The 18,496-nt window shown below is 66.2% G+C and carries 13 protein-coding genes; 6 read left to right on the top strand and 7 right to left on the bottom strand.

From position 1 onward, the window contains the following. Positions 1 to 398 precede the first annotated feature (398 nt). Both AC0J42_RS20220 and AC0J42_RS20225 read left to right on the top strand, forming a co-directional pair. A complete protein-coding gene (locus tag AC0J42_RS20220; RefSeq protein WP_416427428.1) occupies positions 399 to 1,130 on the top strand; it encodes an endonuclease/exonuclease/phosphatase family protein in 732 nt (243 codons plus the stop codon). A 309-nt stretch (positions 1,131 to 1,439) separates the two neighbouring features. After that, positions 1,440 to 2,147 (top strand): autotransporter domain-containing protein, encoded by a 708-nt coding sequence (locus tag AC0J42_RS20225; protein ID WP_473003374.1) that lies wholly within the window; start codon positions 1,440 to 1,442, stop codon positions 2,145 to 2,147. 58 nt (positions 2,148 to 2,205) lie between these two features. On the opposite strand, the gene glgB is transcribed toward AC0J42_RS20225, so the two are convergent. From glgB to AC0J42_RS20240, 3 genes are read right to left on the bottom strand one after another with little or no spacing between them, the layout of a single operon-like run. Next, entirely contained in the window at positions 2,206 to 4,425 is a 2,220-nt protein-coding gene (gene glgB / locus AC0J42_RS20230; protein ID WP_473003376.1) for a 1,4-alpha-glucan branching protein GlgB, read from the bottom strand. Positions 4,426 to 4,428: 3 nt separating this feature from the next. Further along, positions 4,429 to 7,746 carry a maltose alpha-D-glucosyltransferase gene (gene treS, locus AC0J42_RS20235; RefSeq protein WP_473003379.1) on the bottom strand — a complete coding sequence of 1,106 codons (3,318 nt, stop codon included), beginning with the start codon at positions 7,744 to 7,746 and terminating at the stop codon, positions 4,429 to 4,431. A 14-nt stretch (positions 7,747 to 7,760) separates the two neighbouring features. After that, entirely contained in the window at positions 7,761 to 9,779 is a 2,019-nt protein-coding gene (locus tag AC0J42_RS20240; protein ID WP_473003380.1) for an alpha-1,4-glucan--maltose-1-phosphate maltosyltransferase, read from the bottom strand. A 187-nt stretch (positions 9,780 to 9,966) separates the two neighbouring features. Here AC0J42_RS20240 and AC0J42_RS20245 point away from each other — a divergent pair, with 187 nt between their 5' ends. After that, positions 9,967 to 10,128, top strand: coding sequence for a hypothetical protein (locus tag AC0J42_RS20245; RefSeq protein ID WP_416425451.1), 162 nt, complete (start codon positions 9,967 to 9,969; stop codon positions 10,126 to 10,128). A gap of 196 nt (positions 10,129 to 10,324) precedes the next feature. On the opposite strand, the gene AC0J42_RS20250 is transcribed toward AC0J42_RS20245, so the two are convergent. Next, entirely contained in the window at positions 10,325 to 10,837 is a 513-nt protein-coding gene (locus AC0J42_RS20250; RefSeq protein ID WP_416425452.1) for an MgtC/SapB family protein, read from the bottom strand. A 271-nt stretch (positions 10,838 to 11,108) separates the two neighbouring features. On the opposite strand from AC0J42_RS20250, the gene AC0J42_RS20255 reads away from it, so the two are divergent. Next, positions 11,109 to 11,822 (top strand): DUF4225 domain-containing protein, encoded by a 714-nt coding sequence (locus AC0J42_RS20255; RefSeq protein WP_473003382.1) that lies wholly within the window; start codon positions 11,109 to 11,111, stop codon positions 11,820 to 11,822. Next, positions 11,819 to 12,154, top strand: coding sequence for a hypothetical protein (locus AC0J42_RS20260; RefSeq protein ID WP_473003383.1), 336 nt, complete (start codon positions 11,819 to 11,821; stop codon positions 12,152 to 12,154). Before AC0J42_RS20255 ends, AC0J42_RS20260 begins: the two co-directional genes overlap by 4 nt. A gap of 152 nt (positions 12,155 to 12,306) precedes the next feature. Here the strand turns inward: AC0J42_RS20260 and AC0J42_RS20265 are convergent, their stop codons facing one another. The 3 genes from AC0J42_RS20265 to AC0J42_RS20275 are packed head-to-tail and all read right to left on the bottom strand — an operon-like array spanning position 12,307 to position 18,062. Continuing rightward, positions 12,307 to 13,713, bottom strand: a complete 1,407-nt coding sequence (locus AC0J42_RS20265; RefSeq protein ID WP_473003384.1) for an efflux transporter outer membrane subunit — start codon at positions 13,711 to 13,713, stop codon at positions 12,307 to 12,309. Beyond that, the gene (locus tag AC0J42_RS20270) at positions 13,706 to 14,875 is read right to left on the bottom strand and encodes an efflux RND transporter periplasmic adaptor subunit (RefSeq protein WP_473003386.1); all 1,170 of its coding nucleotides are present in this window, start codon (positions 14,873 to 14,875) and stop codon (positions 13,706 to 13,708) included. The genes AC0J42_RS20265 and AC0J42_RS20270 overlap by 8 nt, the downstream gene beginning before the upstream one ends. 1 nt (position 14,876) lies before the next feature. Further along, entirely contained in the window at positions 14,877 to 18,062 is a 3,186-nt protein-coding gene (locus tag AC0J42_RS20275; protein WP_416425455.1) for an efflux RND transporter permease subunit, read from the bottom strand. A 189-nt stretch (positions 18,063 to 18,251) separates the two neighbouring features. On the opposite strand from AC0J42_RS20275, the gene AC0J42_RS20280 reads away from it, so the two are divergent. Beyond that, entirely contained in the window at positions 18,252 to 18,491 is a 240-nt protein-coding gene (locus tag AC0J42_RS20280) for a DUF3203 family protein (protein ID WP_416425456.1), read from the top strand. Positions 18,492 to 18,496 lie beyond the last annotated feature (5 nt).

Genomic DNA, 18,496 nt, shown 5'->3' on the forward strand with positions numbered 1-18,496 from the left:
CCCATAGACCGCGTCGCCTGCATCGCGGCCAAGGCCGGCTCCTACCACGAATAGTGTAGGAGCCGACTTTAGTCGCGATGCAGACGACGCCATTTCAAGACAGTTGCTGCTACGCGCGTAAAACAACGCGATCCCGTAGCAGCGGCCGCAGGCCGCGTCCACAGCCGCCGCAGTCACCCAGACACACCGCGCCGCCGCCCGGACGCAGCCTGCGGCAGCTGCTACGCGGGTAAAACAACGCGGCCGCAGGCGCCGCGGTGCCGCGAGGGGAACCGAGCAGGAATCCCATCGGTCCCAACCAATAAGCCCCACCGATCCAAGGAGTGACCGTGACCGCCGACCCCACCGGCCAGGCCCGCCGCAACCGCCCCCCCGAGCAGCCGCTGGCGGTGCACCGGATGCGTATCCTGACCGTCAACACCCACAAGGGCTTCACCGCCTTCAACCGCCGTTTCATCCTGCCCGAGCTGCGCGAAGCGGTGCGCAGCACCGGCGCCGACCTGGTGTTCCTGCAGGAGGTGCTGGGCGAGCACGACGGCCACGCCGAGCGCCACCACAACTGGCCGCAGACCTCGCAGTACGAGTTCCTCGCCGACAGCATGTGGAGCGACTACGCCTACGGCCGCAACGCGGTGTACCCCGACGGCCACCACGGCAACGCGCTGCTGTCGAAATACCCGATTCTGCGCTACCGCAACCTCGACGTCTCGATCACCGGCCCCGAGCGCCGTGGCCTGCTGCACTGCGTGTTGCAGGTGCCCGGGCATGACGAGGTGCATGCGATCTGCGTGCACCTGTCGCTGCTGGAGAGCCATCGCCAGCAGCAGCTGGGGCTGTTGCGCCAGCTGCTCGACTCGCTACCCGAGGACGCGCCGGTGATCATCGCCGGCGACTTCAACGACTGGAAGCTGCGCGGCAACGCCACCCTCACCCGCGCCCAGGACCTCCACGAGGCGTTCGAGCAGCACCACGGCAGCCTGGCACGCACCTACCCGGCGCGCTTCCCGCTGCTGCGCCTGGACCGGGTGTACCTGCGCAACGCCACCAGCCATGAGCCGGTAATCCTGGGCAACAAGCCCTGGACGCATCTGTCCGATCATCTGCCATTGACGGTGGAAGTGCATCTGTAGGGATTGTTTTGGAATAGCGCGGCGCGCGCATAGATATTCAGCTGCTTAGCAATTTCAATAGCAGCTGTTTTTCAAACACTTGCCAGTGCTGATTAGCAGGCTAAGCAAAAACCCCGTTTTCTTGACGCTGGCCCCCTCCTCTCCTTAGCTACAGGTAACACAACACAACAAAAAAACACCGCCCCAAGCCTCTGTTCCGCGCCTTTCAGCGCGCCCAGCAGAGCCTGGGGCGCTGGCTTCGGCTGCCCTGCCCTTGATGCGACGCACACGGCGACTCCCCTGCCAGACCCACGACACTGGAGCCACGCCATGCACACCTTCCAACAGCGTTTCCTCTTCGCCGCCTGCGCCTCCCTGCTGCTGGCCGCCCCCGCCCGTGCGGTAGCGGCGGAGCCCGCAGAAGACCCGCTCGGGCCGCTGGACCTTAGCAATCGCACCTTCACCAGCACCGGCGTGTCGAACCCCGCCAGCAACGGCGGCCAGTACACCGTGTTCGCCAAGGGCATGGGCGTGGCCTGGAGCGTCAGCTCCCAGGTGCAGGACAGCGGCCGCCCGGACAACGCCCGCGCCATGGCCGTGGCCCTGGGCGGCACGGTGGCGTTCGTGCTGGGGGAAAACTGGTCGTTCGAGCCCCAGGCGCAGTTGATCAACCAGCAGCTGGTGCCAGGGGCCGCCGGGCAAGGGCCGCGGCTGCTGAGCGACGACAGCGAGCCCAGCTGGAGCGGCCGGGTAGGCGCGCGGCTTGCCGGCCACTACCAACTGGGCAGCACCAGCGTCGAGCCGTTCCTGCGCACCAGCCTGACCTACACCTTCAGCAACGACAGCCCGGTGGCCCTGGCGCCGGTGGACAAGATCACCAGCAGCCGCAACTCGTCCACCGTGGAAGTGGGCCTGGGGCTGGTGGCGCGGATGACGCCCACGGTGAGTTTCTTCGTGACGGCCGACTACAGCAGCCCCAGCGACCAGAATGACCTGAACGGGTTGATTGGTGACCTAGGGGTGAAGGTGCGCTGGTGACGCGGCCTGCGGCCGCTGCTACAAGGAGTCCGTAGCAGCTGCCGAAGGCTGCGTCCGCTTACGCCTGCGGACGCAGGATCAGCACCGCCAGCGGCGGCAAATTCAGCGACAGCGACAGCGGCTGCCCATGGCTGTGCACCGGCTCGGTGGCCACCGCGCCGCCGTTGCCGACGTTGGAACCGGCGTAGATCTCGGCGTCGCTGTTGAGCACCTCTTCCCAGCGCTCGGCAAACGGCACGCCGATGCGGTAGCCCTCGCGCGGCACCGGGGTGAAGTTGGCCACCACCAGCAGTGGCTCGCCCGACTTGCTCCAGCGCAACCAGGCAAACACACTGTTGGCCGCGTCGTCGCCAATCAGCCACTGGAAGCCCTGGGGCACGCAGTCCTGCTCGTGCAGCGCCGGGTACTCGCGGTACAGCCGGTTAAGATCGCCCACCAGTTTCTGCACCCCCAGGTGCTCGGTGTACTTGAGCAAGTACCAGTCCAGCTCGGTGTCGTGGTTCCACTCGCGCCACTGGCCGAACTCACAGCCCATGAACAGCAGCTTCTTGCCCGGGTGCGCCCACATGAACGTCAGGTAGGCGCGCAGGTTGGCGAATTTCTGCCAGCGGTCGCCGGGCATCTTGTCGATCAGCGAGTGCTTGCCGTGCACCACCTCGTCGTGGGAAATGGGCAGGATGAAATGCTCGGAATAGGCGTAGATCAGCCCGAAGCTCATTTCATTGTGGTGATGGGTACGGTGGATCGGGTCATTCTGGATGTAGTGCAGCGTGTCGTGCATCCAGCCCATGTTCCACTTGTAGGCAAAGCCCAAGCCGCCCTGCTGGGTCGGCTGGCTCACGCCCGGCCAGGCCGTGGACTCCTCGGCGATCACCAGGGCGCCGGGGGCCTCCAGGGCCACCACGTCGTTGAGGTGGCGCAGGAAGTCGATGGCTTCCAGGTTCTCGCGGCCACCGTAGCGGTTGGGAATCCACTCCCCGGCCTTGCGCGAATAGTCGCGGTACAGCATCGAGGCCACCGCGTCCACGCGCAGGCCGTCGACGTGGAAATGCTTGAGCCAGTGCAGCGCCGAGGCCAGCATGAAGCCGTGCACCTCGGTGCGGCCCAGGTTGTAGATCAGCGTGTCCCAGTCCTGGTGGAAGCCCTCCAGCGGGTTGTCGTATTCGTACAGTGCGGTGCCGTCGAAGCGCGCCAGGCCGTGGGTGTCGGTAGGGAAATGCGCCGGCACCCAGTCGAGGATTACCCCAATGCCACCCTTGTGGCAGGCGTCGATGAACGCAGCGAAGTCTTCCGGCGAGCCGTAGCGTGACGACGGCGCGAACTGCGACAGCGGCTGGTAGCCCCAGGAGCCGCCGAACGGGTGCTCCATGATCGGCATCAGCTCGATGTGGGTGAAGCCCAGCTGCTGCACGTAAGGCACCAGGCGCTCGGCCAGCTCGTGCCAGTTGTACGCACGGATGGCGCCCTCTTCGTTGACCTCGCACTGCCAGGAACCGGCGTGCAACTCGTAGATCGACAGCGGCTTGTTGACCCCATGGTGCTCGCCGCGGCGCTGCATCCAGTCGTCATCGCCCCAGTGGTAGCTGAGCGGGCGCGCCACCTTGGAAGCAGTGGACGGCGGCAGCTCGGTGGCCAGCGCCAGCGGGTCGGCCTTGAGCGGCAACACGCCGTCGTGGCCGAGCACCTCGTACTTGTAGGTCTCGCCCGGCTGCAGGCGCGGCACGAAAATCTCCCACACCCCGGACGGATGACGCAGGCGCATGGGGTGGCGGCGGCCGTCCCAGACGTTGAAGTCACCCACCACCGACACCCGCCGGGCGTTCGGCGCCCACACCGAAAAACGCACGCCATCGACGCCGTCCACGGTGACGCACTGGGCCCCCAGCGCACTGCTCAGATCACGGTGGTTGCCCTCGGCAAACAGGTACAGGTCCATCTCGCCCAACAGCTCGCCAAAGCTGTAGGGGTCCTCGGCGACCTGTTCACCGCCGGCCCACTGCACCTTCAGCAGGTACGGGCGCTGGTCGTGGAAATGGCCGACGAAGAACCCGGGCACCTCGCCCTGTTCCAGCGCGCCACGTTCCTGCTGACTGTCCTTGTCGAGCACTTGCACGCTAAGGGCATTAGGCAGGTAGGCACGGATATATTGCCCGCCCGCACCGTCCGGGTGCGGGCCCAGTACCGCGAACGGGTCGCGGTGGTCGGCACGGATCAGCGCCTCGATGTCCGCCTTGTGCGGAAAAGCCCCGACCTTGCCCTGTTCCTTGTGCGCGTTCATTGACTACTCTCCCCTGGTGCTCAGTAACCCGAATAGCCCATGCAAAGGCACGGCCAGCCAACTCGGGCGATTCTCGGCTTCGTATGCGATTTCGTAGCAGGCCTTCTCCAGGCTGAACAGCTCCAGCGCGGCGCGTTCGCCGTCGCTGTGCTGCCAGGCATGGGCAAGGCTGGCGGTAGCCAACCCATAGGCCTCGATAAAGGCGTGACGGGCTTCATGCAAATAACGCTTGGCGACGCGCTGGCGGGCCTGTTCGGCTTCCACCGAGTCGTCCACTTCCTCGGCACCGCGCATGGCCATGGCGGCAGCGTAGTCGAAGGAGCGCAGCACGCCACTGACGTCCTTGTAGGGGCTGTATTTGCCCCGGCGCTCTTCCAGCGGCCGCGCCGGTTCACCCTCGAAGTCGATCAGGTAGGCGTCGCCCTGCACTACCAGCACCTGGCCCAGGTGCAGGTCGCCATGCACGCGCATGATGAGGCCGCCCACGGCTTGCTGGCTGAGGTGCTCGATGTGCGCCAGCAGCGACTCACGCTGTTTGAGCAGGTCGTCCACCAGGCCGCGGTCGTCTTCCACCAATTCGTCGTAATGCTGCTCCAGCAGCTGCAGTGCTCGCTTCAACTGGCCGCCGACGCTGGCGTTCCAGGCCTGGCCGTCGGCCTTGCGGCTGGGGCTGGCCTTGAAGTCGAGGTTGTCGGTGGGCGCCGCCAGCACCTGGTGCATCTCGCCCAGGCGCTGGCCCAGCAGGCCGGCAAAGTCGGCCAGCTCGCCCAGGGCGTTGTAGTGCTGTTCCTGGTCGGAGCGGGCCATGGCCATGTCGTCGCGCACCGCGCGTTCCAGGTTGTTCTGGGTCCAGGCCCAGGCGTCGCCCTGGTTGTTCAGGTAGCCCTGGGCAATCATCAGCAGGTGCGGCAGGCCTTCCGGGTCCACGCGGCTGACCGAGCCCAGCAACGGCGAGATGTTGGCGAAGCCGGCGGCCGTCAGGTAGGCGCCCATCTCCAGTTCCGGGTGGATGCCGCCGCTGACCTTGCGGATCATCTTCAGCACCATGCTGCCGCCCACCACCACCGAGCTGTTGGACTGCTCGGCGGACAGGTAGCGAATCTCCGGCTCGTCCGCCAGGTTCAGGCGCGCCAGCTCCGGCGTCGGCACGAAGCGAATCTCGCCCTCGTCGCAGGTGAGCACGGTGTTGGCCTTGAGGCCGTGCACCACCGCGCGAATGAAGCTTTCCAGCACGAAGGCGTCGGTGATCAGCCCCACCTGGCGGTTGCGCCGCACCCGTGACAGCGCCAGCTGGTGCGGCAACGCGCTGCTGGGCTGGTCTTCGCCCAGCAGGCCGAAGGGGAACTGGTAACGGCTGACGGTGCCGGCGCTGCGCACTTCAATCTCGCTGAGCAATACCGGGGCGGAAGGCGTGCCGAAGCGCACGCCGTAAGCGATGCGGACCTGTTCGATGGCGCTGTCCTTGCCGGCGAACCAGCGGCGTTTAGGCAGGTATTGGGGCAGCGCGCTGGTTTCCAGGCTGCTGCGCGACGGTTCTTCCAGGAGCTCTTCCATACGTTTCTTCAACACCAGGGTGAGGAAATCGGGCAACGGCTGCGCCGGCTCCACATGCCAGCTGGGCATCTGCGCGGCGGACGCCAGCAAGAACCAGTAGAAACCATAGGGCGGCAACGTCAGCAGAAAGTTCAGTTGGCCGATGGGCGGGAATGCGCTGCCGCCGAGCATTTCCACCGGCACCATGCCGGCGTATTGGGACAGGTCCAGCTCAGCTGCCTGGGCAGCGCGCGAGACGTTGGCCACGCACAGGATCAGCTCGGTCTTGCCGTCGGGCCCGGTGTATTCGCGGATATAGGCCAGGATGCGGCGGTTGCTGGGCGACAGCATTTTCAACGTGCCGCGGCCAAAGGCCTTCTGCTGCTTGCGCACGGCCAGCAGGCGGCGGTGCCAGTTGAGCAGCGAATGAGGGTCGTTGGACTGGGTCTCGACGTTCACCGACTGGTAGCCGTACAGCGGGTCCATTATCGGCGGCAGCACCAGGCTGGCCGGGTCGGCGCGCGAGAAGCCGCCGTTGCGGTCGATGGACCACTGCATGGGCGTGCGCACGCCGTCGCGGTCGCCCAGGTAGATGTTGTCGCCCATGCCGATCTCGTCGCCGTAATACAGCGTCGGCGTGCCGGGCATGGACAGCAGCAGGCTGTTGAGCAGTTCGATGCGCCGCCGATCACGCTCCAGCAACGGTGCCAGGCGCCGGCGGATGCCCAGGTTTATGCGCGCGCGGCGGTCGGCGGCGTAGTAGTTCCACAGGTAGTCGCGCTCGCGGTCGGTGACCATTTCCAGGGTCAGTTCATCGTGGTTGCGCAGGAAGATCGCCCACTGGCAGTTGCGCGGAATTTCCGGGGTCTGGCGCAGGATGTCGGTGATGGGGAAACGGTCTTCCTGGGCCACGGCCATGTACATGCGCGGCATCAGCGGGAAGTGGAAGGCCATGTGGCATTCGTCGCCGTCGTCGCCCTTGACGTCGCCGAAGTACAGCTGGGTGTCCTCGGGCCACTGGTTGGCCTCGGCCAGCAGCATGCGGTCGGGGTAATTGGCGTCGATCTCGGCGCGGATCTGCTTGAGCACCTGGTGGGTCTCGGGCAGGTTCTCGTTGTTGGTGCCGTCGCGCTCGATCAGGTACGGAATGGCATCCAGGCGCAGGCCGTCGATGCCCATGTCCAGCCAGTAGCGCATCACCCCCAGCACTGCTTTCATCACCTGGGGGTTGTCGAAGTTGAGGTCCGGCTGGTGCGAGTAGAAGCGGTGCCAGAAGTACTGGCCGGCCACCGGGTCCCAGGTCCAGTTGGACTTTTCGGTGTCGAGGAAAATGATCCGGGTGCCGTCATACTTGTCGTCGGTGTCCGACCACACGTAGAAGTCCCGCGCCCGCGAGCCGGGCTTGGCGTGCCGGGCGCGCTGGAACCAGGGGTGCTGGTCGGAGGTATGGTTGATGACCAGCTCGGTGATCACCCGCAGGCCGCGCTCATGGGCCTCGGCGATAAAGCGCCGGGCGTCGGCCATGGTCCCGTAGTCGGGGCTCACGGCCTTGTATTCGGCGATGTCGTAGCCATCGTCACGGCGCGGCGAGGGGTAGAACGGCAGCAACCAGATGGTGTTCACGCCCAGCTCGGCGATGTAGTCGAGCTTCTCGATCAGGCCGGGAAAGTCGCCAATGCCGTCGTTGTTGGAGTCGAAGAACGACTTCACGTGCACCTGGTAGATCACCGCGTCCTTGTACCACAGGGGGTCGTTGATGAACGCGGCCGTGCGGGGTTTCTTCGCCATGGGTCAGGTCCTTTTCAGAGCGCCGCGCTGATGCGCCAGATGCCGAACGGCTGGTAGCCGGGGTCGATGCGCATCCATTGGGTCTTGCCGTACCAGGTCCAGCGGTGGCCGGTCATCAGGTCCTCGCCCGACGTGGCGGCGTTGTCGTCCAGGCCCAACTCCCACAGCGGCAGTTCGAAGTGCGCCTCCTGCACGTTGTACGGGTCGAGGCTGACCGCCACCAGGATGTAGTTGCGGCGGTCGGCGGTGCGCTTGGCGAAATAGAGGATGTTGTCGTTCCAGCACTGCAGCACCTGCAGGCCCAGGTGCGTCTGCAGCGCCGGGTTCTGCCGGCGGATGCGGTTGAGCTGGGCGATCTCGGCGATGATGTTGCCCGGCGCGGTGTAGTCGCGCGGGCGGATCTCGTACTTCTCCGAGTCCAGGTACTCTTCCTTGCCGGGAATGGGCGCCGACTCGCACAGCTCGAAGCCCGAATACATGCCCCACAGGCCCGAGCCCATGGTGGCCAGGGCGGCGCGGATAAGGAAGCCGGCGCGCCCGGATTCATGCAGGAAGAACGGGTTGATGTCCGGCGTGTTGACGAAGAAGTTCGGCCGGTAGCAGTCGGCCCACGGCGGCTGGTTGAGCTGGGTGAAGTACTCGGTCAGCTCGGCCTTGGTGTTGCGCCAGGTGAAGTAGGTGTAGCTCTGGGAGTAACCGACCTTGCCCAGGCGCGCCATCATCGCCGGCTTGGTGAACGCCTCGGCGAGGAACATCACCTCGGGATGGTCGCGGCGCACGTCCTCGATCAGCCATTGCCAGAACGGCAGCGGCTTGGTGTGCGGGTTGTCGACGCGGAAGATCTTCACGCCCTGCTCCACCCAGCCCACCACCACGTCGCGCAGGGCCAGCCACAGGCTGGGAATGGCGTCGGCGGCGTAGAAGTCGACGTTGACGATGTCCTGGTATTTCTTCGGCGGGTTTTCCGCGTAGCGAATGGTGCCGTCCGGGCGCCAGCTGAACCAGCCCGGGTGCTCCACCAGCCAGGGGTGGTCCTGGGAGCACTGGATGGCGAAGTCCAGGGCAATCTCCAGGCCGTGGTCGGCGGCAGCGGCCACCAGCCGGCGGAAGTCCTCGCGGCTGCCCAGCTGCGGGTGAATGGCGTCGTGGCCGCCGTCGGCGCTGCCGATCGCGTACGGGCTGCCGGGGTCGTCCGGGCCGGCCTCCAGGGAGTTGTTGCGGCCCTTGCGGTGCTTGCGGCCAATGGGGTGGATGGGCGGAAAATACAGCACGTCGAAGCCCATGTCGCGGATCATCGGCAGGCGTTCGTGGACGTCGTTGAAGGTCCCGTGGCGGGCCGGGTCATCGGTGATCGAGCGCGGGAACAGCTCGTACCAACTGGCGAACTGGGCGCGCTCGCGCTCCACTTCCACCGGGAACAGCTGGCTCTTGCTGAGGTAGGCCTGGGGGTCGGCCAGGCTCATCAGCGCGGCGGTGTCCTTCTGCAGCAGCAGCGCCACCTGGCCGTCCGGGTCCAGGCCCTGGAACTGATCGTGCAGGTGCAGCAGTTGGCGGCGCAGGCCCTCCTCGCTTTTCTCGGCGCTGTGCACCAGGTGCAGGCGGCCTTCTTCAAGCTCCAGGCCGATGGGCACGCCGGCGGCGTATTTCTTTTCCAGCTCGTAGCGGTAGCTGGCGAAGTGATCGATCCAGGCCTCGATGCTGAACACATGGCGGCCCACCTGGCCGACGCTGAAGTGGCCCTGCCAGCTGTCGTTGCCCAGGTCCGTCATGCCCACGCTGTGCCAGCTGTCCGAGCCCAGGGCGCGCCAGCGCAGCACCACGGCCAGCTTGTCGTGGCCGTCGGCGTAGACCTTGCTGTTCACCGTCAGGGTCTGGCCGGTGACGGCCTTCACCGCAAACTGGCCGCCGTCGATGGCGGGCGTGGTGTTTTCGATCACGATTCGTGGCAACAGCAGGGCCTGGGACAGGCTCAGCGCCTGTTCATTGCTCTGCTCGGCCGCCTGGCCGGTTTCGAAGGGTTGATCCGCGGTCATCGAGCATCTCCTCCACGCCCCAAGGACGCTCATCCATTACCGTTAACGCCGGCACAGGGGTGCCAACGCCTGACTTAAGTTCCGAGCCATGGGGGTGCTGAAAGTTCAGCAGCAGTGATGCCCGGGAGTCATCGGCGGCTACCTGCTGTCCAGATCCCTGAGTACCCCGAAAACTGCGAGGAACCCCATGAATATCCCTATCCCCGCCGAAACGCCGGACCCCAACATCGACGACCCGACCCTGCCGCCGCCCGACCCCAACGTGGACCCGGACGAGCTGCCGGTGAAACCCACCGTGCCGCCTACCGTGGGCGATCCACCGAGCCAGGAACCGCCGGCGCAACTATGAACGGACGTGAACGGATTTTTTCGCGATAGCGACTAGAGAGCATAGATGCGCCGGGAATAAGCGTGACTGTCAGGTCATGAAATTTTTCCCGACAACGCGCTCCCCCGCAGGCTGCGTCCTGTGGGAGCTGGCTTGCCAGCGAGCTGTTGGGGCCATAAAAGCTCGCTGGCAAGCCAGCTCCCACAAGACATTCCTGCTACGGGTCGCGGGGTGACGGGTCCTTGGCTTCAAAGCGCCCCACCACGATCGGCATGACTGCCAGCACGCCCAGCGCCAGCAGCGTGCTGAGCAACGCCGTGGCCTCGCGCCCCATGCCGGCGGCGACGCCGATGGCGGCAGTCATCCACAGGCCCGCCGCGGTGGTCAGGCCCTTCACGTGATGGGCATCCTCGGCATGGCCCTTGAGAATCGTCCCCGCGCCCAGAAAGCCGATGCCCGCCACCAGCCCCTGCACCACCCGGCTGATCGCCGCGGGGTCGGCACCGGCCATTTGCGGCACCAGGATGAACAGCGCGGCGCCCAGGGAGACCAGCATGTGCGTGCGCACCCCGGCCGCCTTGCCCTTGTGCTCGCGTTCAAAACCGAGAATGCCACCCAGCACCCCGGCCATCAGCAGGCGCACGGCGACGCGGGTCAGTTGCGAAGCGTCGGTGATGTCGGCGAATTCGGCGACCAGGGTGTTCCAGGCTTCATGCCACCAGGCGTTCATTGCAAGGGCCTTCACGGGGGAACTTGAGCTATTGACCCTCCCCCCGCCCGGGAAGTGCCCGTAGCAGCGGCCATAGGCCGCGTCACAGGCGCCGCCGCCGTGCCTGGCACACCCCGTTCAGCACGTGACGCGGCCTGCGGCCGCTGCTACGAAGGATGCGGCAGCTCCAGCAGAGACTTTTCCTACAGCGTTACAGGAAACGGCTGCTATCGCGGCAGCGGCTGCGGTTTCTACCCTGCGCCGTTCATTGCACAGGACGGGAAGCCTGCCCATGAGGCCATTGATCGAGCCGCACAAACGCCAGCACTGCGACTGCCTGGACGTAGCCCAGGCCGCGCGCCTGCTGGCCAGCCAGGCCTGCCTGCTGAGTGCCCGACACGTGAGGGACACCACCCTGCGACGCGGGTTTGACCGCGAGATGGCCGATCACGTCGACGATGTCGTTCGGCAGGTGAAGGCTGCAACAATCTCACCTGCGCAAGGCTTGCAGGTGCTGGAAGAAGAACAGCGCGATTTGCTGGCGCAGTCGAAGGTTATTGCGTTGAAAGGAGTGGGTGCGCTGGCGGGGGCGTTTCAGGTCGGTGCTGGTGCCGGTATATGTTATGCGTCAGCTGGGACATTGTGCCTGACTTTCGGGGTTCCGTTGATGCTCCATGGGGCCAACAATGTGTATGAGAACGGGCGGGACCTTATGCGGGGAAGGTCCGGGACGCAGGGGCCGGTGCGCAGGATCTATCATGAGGCAGCCCGTTTCATGGGTAGAGAGGATTTCGAGGCAGATATGGCCTACGGCGCCGCTGACGTAGGGCTTTCGGTGTACGGCGCCAGCAGGCTTATGGTGAGACCGGAAGCCTGGCGTCTTTTCCGATATGTGCGCAGCGACTACGTAAGGGGCTATCGACAATCCAGCGCCACAGCCCTGGCCGTCGACTCGATATCAGGAGTAGTGACATTGAAGTCCATGAAGGATGCACACCACAGATGAGCCCTGACCAATACCTGGTTTCCTTCCTGTTCTTGCTGGTGACTCTCCTGGGCTATCTGGTCTGCCGCGGTATCGCCCAATACTTTTCCGGTCCAGGGCTCAATATGAAGTCTTTCGTGCTTTGTTTCGCCATCATGCTGATATGGGGCGCTTCACAGCTGCAAATATCGAACAGTGGAACCCCCCTGTTTTTCGATTCTCCGCTGGAATATTTACGAGAGAACGAAGCCGTTAGCTGGGTGGCTTTCCTAAGCATATTTTTTCAAGGGACATGCCTGCCTCGGAGCGAGAAGATGACTTGGCCTTTCATCCGAAAGCAAAATCAATCCTGAGTAAACCGCCCCCCTGGCCTGGATGATGACTGGTGCACAGAAGCAGCACCATCACAAACTCACCCGTAGCAGCGGCCCAGAGGCCGCGTCACAAACGCCGCCACCATCCCTGGCACACCGCGTTCAGCCCCGGACGCGGCCTGCGGCCGCTGCTACAGGGTTGTGCTCCAACCGCCGCCGAGGGCTTTTACCAGCTGTACGTTGGCGCTCAACTGGCGTGTCTGCAGGTCGAGCACGCCGCTTTGCGCCTGCAAGGCGGCGGTCTGGGCCTCGACCACGTCGAGGTAGCCCACGGCGCCGTCCTTGTAGCGCGACAGGGCGAGGTTTTCCGAGTCGTGGGCCGCGCTGGCGGCGTCGCGCTGGTCCTGCAGGGCGCTGCCCAGGCCGGCGATCAGGGTGAGGTTGTCTTCTACCTGCTGGAAGGCGCCGAGCACGGTGCTGCGGTAGTGGCCGGCGGCTTCGTCGGTGGCGGCGCGGGCGGCGTCGACGCCGGCCTTGCGCTTGCCGCCATCGAGCAGGGTGGCCACCAGCGAGGGGCCGATGGACCAGAACAGGTTGGGCGCCGCCAGCAGGCCGGCGTACTGGTCGCTCTGGTAGCCGATTTGCGGGCTGAGGGTGATGGTGGGGAAATAGGCGGCGCGGGCGATACCGATCTTGGCGTTGGCCTCGGCCACCCGGCGTTCGGCCGCGGCGATGTCGGGGCGGCGTTGTAGCAGCGCCGACGGCACCCCCGCGGGCACCACCGGCAGCTCGATGCGCGCGGTGTCCACCGGCACGCTGAACTGGGCCGGCTGGGCGCCGACCAGGGCGGCGATGGCGTGCTCCATCAGCGCCCGCTGGGCCTGGTTCTGCGACAACTGCGACTTGGCCGACGACAGCTGGGTGCGCGCCCGCGCCACGTCCAGGCCGGAGACGATGCCGCCGCCATGCAGGCCTTCGGTGAGGTTCAGGGCCTTGGCGAAGGCGTCGGTGGTGGCGCGCAGCAGCTGGGTCTGCTGGTCCAGCCCGCGCAGGCGAATGTAGTCGTCGGTGAGCTGGGTCTGCAGGCTTAGCCGTGCCGACGCCAGGTCGGCAGCGGCGGCCTGGGCCTCGTCGGCGCCCGCGTCGACCGAGTTGCGCACCCGCCCCCACAGGTCGACCTCGTAGTCCAGCTCCACGCCCACGGTCACCGAGTTGTAGTCGCTGGGCCCACCGGTGGCGCGCAGTGGGCGGGTGTCGGATTGGCGGATACGCTGGGGATTGGCGAAGCCCTTGAGCGTGGGGAACAGGTCGGAGCGCACCTGGGCCAGGAATGCCTGGGCCTGGGCGTAGTGGGCGACGGCGGCGCTGAGGTCGGGGTTGTTGGCGGCCAGTTGCCGCTGCAGGGCGTTCAGGCGGCTGTCGTGGTAAATCGTCCACCAGCCGTCGCGGTTCATCTGGTCGGCCGGTTGCGCCGGCGCCCAGGGCCCTACGTTGCGGTACTGCGCCGCGGTGTCGATGGGTGGCACTTTATAAGGCGGCGCCAGCGAACAGGCACAGGGCAACACGGCCAGGCACAGGGCCGCAAGGCGCTTAACCATGGTTGCTGCCCTGCTGGGGCGGCGGGCTGATCTTCACCGCGTCGTTGTCGGCCAAGCCATCGGGCGGGGTGTCGATGACCCGGTCATTCGGCGCCAGACCCGAGCCGATCTCCACCGTGTCGCCGAAGTCGCGGGCGATGGTCACGGTCTTGAATTTGACATGGTCGTTGCCGTCCAGGGTGGCCACGCGCAGCCCCTGGTCATCAAACAGCAGCGCGCTGGCCGGCAGGCGCAGGGTGTCGGCCTGGGTCGGCAGGTCAAAATGCACGTTGGCGAACGCCCCCGGCATCAGCCGCGCGGCCTTGTTGTCGACCATCAGTTGCACCAGGGTGGCGCCGGACGCCGGGTTGATGGCGTCCGCACGGGCCACCACCTTGGCCTGGAAGCTGTCCTTGGGGTATTCGGGCACGGTGAGGCTGGCGCTGGTGCCTTCGCGCACCTGCGCGGCAAAGGCCTGGGGCACCTGCACGTACACGCGCAGGCGGCTGATGTCGGACACCGCGAACAGCTCCGGCCCGGTGCCGCCGCTGCCGGCGTTGATCAACGCGCCGACGTCGGTGGCGCGCGCGGTGACCACGCCGTCGAAGGGCGCCACCAGCCGCTGGAAGCCCTTGGTGGCCAGCAACCGGTCGACGTTGGCCTTGGCGGAGGCGACTTCGGCCTGTTTGGCCGCCAGGTCACCGACGCGCTGGTCGACGTCTTGGCGCGACACCGAATCGGACGCCAGCATCACCTGCCAGCGGTGGGCGGTGGTGGCCGCCAGTTGCGCATTGGCCTGGCTGGTGGCCAACTGGGCCCGGGCCTGCAGCAACTGCTGGTCCAGCTCCGGGGCATCGATCTCGGCCAGCAACTGCCCGGCCTTGACCTTGCCGCCAATGTCCACGGTCCAGGATTTCAGGTAGCCGCTGACCCGGGCGAAGATCGAGGCCCGCGACCAGGCTTCAAGGCGCCCCGGCAGGTTCAGCACCGGGCCCTTGTCCGGCCGGCTCGGCGCGATCAGCACCACCGTGGGCATGGCCTGGGTGTCGGTCCAGGCCTTGAGGTTGCGCGACTCGGTGGCGCGAGTGCTGACCCCGGCGACCACCACCACAATCACCAGCACCACCCCCCCGATCAGTGCCAGGCGGCCGCGCCGGGAGCTTGCCGAATGCTGCGCTGACATGTCAGGCCTCCTGGCCGCTGCGCTGGGCAACGGCCTCGCGCCCGTCACGGGCATGGACAATGCTGAAAATGGCCGGCACCAGGAACAGCGTGGCGCAGGTGGCGAAGGCCAGCCCACCGATCACCGCCCGGCCCAGGGGTGCGTTCTGCTCACCGCCCTCGCCCAGGCTCAGGGCCATCGGCGCCATGCCGATGATCATCGACAGGGCCGTCATCAAGACCGGCCGGAAGCGGGTGTAGCCGGCCTCCAGCGCGGCTTTCAGCGAGTCGCCATGTTCGTTGAGGCGCTCGCGGCAGAAGCTCACCACCAGGATCGAGTTGGCGGTGGCCACGCCCATGCACATGATGGCCCCGGTCAGCGCCGGCACCGACAGCGTGGTGTGGGTGGCGAACAGCATCCACACAATACCCGCCAGGGCCGCCGGCAGGGCGGTGATGATCACGAACGGGTCGAGCCAGGACTGGAAGTTGACCACGATCAGCAGATAGATCAGCACCACCGCCCCCAGCAGGCCGAAGAACATGCCGTTGAACGCGCTGTTCATGGTTTGCACCTGGCCCTGCAGCGTCGCCTTGGAGCCCTTGGGCAGGTCTTTGCCGTGGGCATCGATGACGGCCTGGATATCCGCCGCCACCGCGCCCAGGTCGCGCCCCTGGATCGACGCGTACACCTCCACCACCGGCTGGATGTCCGACTGGGTCAGCACCGAATTGCTCTGGCTGCGCTCGAACGTCGCCAGGCCGCCCAGCAGTTGCCCGTTGGCACCCTGCCCGCTGGCGCTCAGCGGCAGGTCATGCAGCGCGCCCAGGGTGTCCAGCTTGTACTGCGGCGTCTGCAGCACGATGGGGTAGGAAATGCCGTTCGCGTTGTTCAGCCAATAGGTGGGCGCCACCTGGCTGGAGCCGGCCAGGTTCACCACCAGGCTATTGGTGATGTCGCGCTCGGTGATGCCCACCAGTTGCGCGCGGGTACGGTCGACGTTGATCTTGAAGCTGGGCAATTGCCGAGACTGCTGCAGCCGCGCGTCCACCACCCCCGGCACCCGGCGAATCTCGCGCAGCACGCTGTTGGCGTAGGCGAAGTTGCCGGCCAGGTTAGCCCCCGACACCTGCAGGTCGATGGGCGCGGCCGAACCGAAGTTGAGGATCTGCCCGACGATGTCCGAGGGCGGGAACGAGAACACCACGCCGGGGAACGCCTGGGGCAGTTGCTCGCGCATCTGGCGGATGTAGTCGGCCGTGGCGCGGTGGCCCTCGTTCAACGAGATCTGCACGTCGCTGTCCTGGGAACCAACGGTGCCGGTGTTGTTGTAGGCGGTGTTGATGCCGCTCACCGACAGCCCGATGTTGTCCACCACCGCGCCCAGCTCCTCGGCGGGGACGATGCCCCGCACGGCCTGCTCGACGCGGTAGATCACCTGTGCGGTGTCTTCGATGCGGGTGCCCACCGGCACGCGGACGTGCATCAGGATCTGCCCGGAGTCGACGCTGGGGAAGAAGTCCCGCCCCAGGAACGGCGCCAGCCCGAACGACAGCAGCACGAAGGCGAAAAACGCCAGCAGGAACAATCCACGCCGGTGCAGCACCCGTTCGAGCAGGCCATGGTAGCCCTCGCGTATCTGTTCGAAACGCGCCTCGAAGCCTTGCTGGAAGCGTACCAACGGGTTGCGCGAGGGCTTTTTGTGCGCGCCTTCCTCGTGCGCTTCGTGGGGCTTGAGCAGGAAGTTGGCCATGGTCGGCACCAGGGTGCGCGACAGGATGAACGAGGCGATCATGGCGAACATCACCGCCTCGGCCATCGGCACGAACAGGAAGCGGGCGATGCCGTCGAGGAAAAACATCGGCACGAACACGATGCAGATGCACAGCAGCGACACGAACGCCGGGGTGACGATCTGCGCCGCGCCGTCGAGGATCGCTTCGCGCACCTGCTTGCCCTGCTCCAGGTGCCAGTTGATGTTTTCAATGGTCACCGTCGCATCGTCCACCAGGATGCCCACGGCCAGGGCCAGGCCGCCCAGGGTCATGATGTTCAGGGTTTCCCCCAGCGCCGCCAGGGTGGCGATGGAGGCCAGGATGGCCAAGGGGATCGACACGGCGATGATCACCGTCGAGCGCCAACTGCCCAGGAACAGCAAAATCATCAGGCTGGTCAGCGCTGCGGCGATCACCGCCTCGCGGGCCACGCTGCTGATGGCGGCGCGGACGAACAGTGACTGGTCACCGATGAAGTCGATCTTGAGGTTGTCGGGCAAGGCCGCCTTGGATTCGGCCAGTTTGTCCTTGATGCCGGCGATCACCCCCAGGGTGGACGCCGAACCGGTCTTGAGCACGGTGATCAGCACCGAGCGGCTGCCGTTGACGTGGACGATGTTGGTTTGCGGCGGCGCGCCGTCGCGCACGCTGGCCACGTCGCGCATCAGCACCGTGGTGCCGTCGGCGGCCTTGATGGGCAGGGCTTCCAGGTCGGCGATGGCCGAGGGCGCGTTGTTCAGCTGCATGACGTATTCGTAACGGCCGATTTTCTCGGTACCCACCGGCGTGATCAGGTTCTGCCCGGCCAGGGCGTTGGCCACGTCCTGGGCCGACAGGCCGCGGGCCTGCAGGGCAGCGGAGTCGATGTCGATCTGCACCTGGCGGCTCTTGCCGCCGAACGGGTACGGCATGGCGGCGCCGGCCACCGAGGTCAGCAGCAGGCGCACGCTGTTCAGGCCCAGGTCGCCCAGGCGCTGCTCGCTCAGGCCCTGGCCCGACAGCGCCAGCTGCACGATGGGCACGGTGGAAGCGCTGTAGTTGAGGATCAGCGGCGGCGTGGTACCCGGCGGCAGCTGCCGCAGGATCACCTGGGCTACCGAGGTCAGCTGGGCGTTGGCGGTGCTGATGTTGACGTTGGGCTGGAAGTACACCTTGACGATGCCGAAGCCGTTCAGCGACTCGGCGTCGATGTGGCGCACGTCGTTCACCGTGGTGGTCAGCACCCGCTCGAACGGCGAGGTGATGCGCCCGGCCATCTGGTCGGGCGGCAGGCCGGTGTATTGCCAGATCACGGCGATGACCGGAATGCGGATCTCCGGAAAAATGTCCGTAGGCGTCCGCCACGCCGCCAGGGGGCCGACGATGAGGATGAAAATGGCCAACACCACGAAGGTATAAGGCCGGTTCAGCGCGACACGCACAATTCCAAGCATCGGGTTTGTTCCGTACGCAGGACAGGACGCCACCACCAGGCACACGCCGGATCAGTGTAGGCCCGGCAAACGTTTGTGAGGAGTAGCCTGAAGAACCTTTAATCGGCCGACCGTTGATCAGCGCGAAGGGCCCGCGCCGCATGGCTGTTGTCCAACCCTTGAGTGCCCAACAGAACAAGGAGATGAGCCATGCCCGTGGAAATCAATGCCCAGACCCAACGTTGCACCCTGGTCGACGCCGACAGGCGTTGCGAAGGCCTGGCGACCGACGTGCGCATCACCACCGACGACCAGTTGCGCATGTCCATCGCCGAGCTCAATGGCCATCGCGTGCCCATCACCGAGGCCGAGGCCGACGCCCTCACCGTGGCCGGCGCAGTGGACGCCCGCCACCACGTCAAGGCCAGCGTGCCCGGTTCGGTCATCTAACCCCC

It is taken from the genome of Pseudomonas sp. Tav-5-1A (genome assembly GCF_055755055.1).

Coding starts and splice junctions, on each gene's coding strand:
- AC0J42_RS20220 (WP_416427428.1), top strand. CDS start 399: ATGCGTATCCTGACCGTCAACACCCACAAGGGCTTCACCGCCTTCAAC.
- AC0J42_RS20225 (WP_473003374.1), top strand. CDS start 1,440: ATGCACACCTTCCAACAGCGTTTCCTCTTCGCCGCCTGCGCCTCCCTG.
- glgB (WP_473003376.1), bottom strand. CDS start 4,425: ATGAACGCGCACAAGGAACAGGGCAAGGTCGGGGCTTTTCCGCACAAG.
- treS (WP_473003379.1), bottom strand. CDS start 7,746: ATGGCGAAGAAACCCCGCACGGCCGCGTTCATCAACGACCCCCTGTGG.
- AC0J42_RS20240 (WP_473003380.1), bottom strand. CDS start 9,779: ATGACCGCGGATCAACCCTTCGAAACCGGCCAGGCGGCCGAGCAGAGC.
- AC0J42_RS20245 (WP_416425451.1), top strand. CDS start 9,967: ATGAATATCCCTATCCCCGCCGAAACGCCGGACCCCAACATCGACGAC.
- AC0J42_RS20250 (WP_416425452.1), bottom strand. CDS start 10,837: ATGAACGCCTGGTGGCATGAAGCCTGGAACACCCTGGTCGCCGAATTC.
- AC0J42_RS20255 (WP_473003382.1), top strand. CDS start 11,109: ATGAGGCCATTGATCGAGCCGCACAAACGCCAGCACTGCGACTGCCTG.
- AC0J42_RS20260 (WP_473003383.1), top strand. CDS start 11,819: ATGAGCCCTGACCAATACCTGGTTTCCTTCCTGTTCTTGCTGGTGACT.
- AC0J42_RS20265 (WP_473003384.1), bottom strand. CDS start 13,713: ATGGTTAAGCGCCTTGCGGCCCTGTGCCTGGCCGTGTTGCCCTGTGCC.
- AC0J42_RS20270 (WP_473003386.1), bottom strand. CDS start 14,875: ATGTCAGCGCAGCATTCGGCAAGCTCCCGGCGCGGCCGCCTGGCACTG.
- AC0J42_RS20275 (WP_416425455.1), bottom strand. CDS start 18,062: ATGCTTGGAATTGTGCGTGTCGCGCTGAACCGGCCTTATACCTTCGTG.
- AC0J42_RS20280 (WP_416425456.1), top strand. CDS start 18,252: ATGCCCGTGGAAATCAATGCCCAGACCCAACGTTGCACCCTGGTCGAC.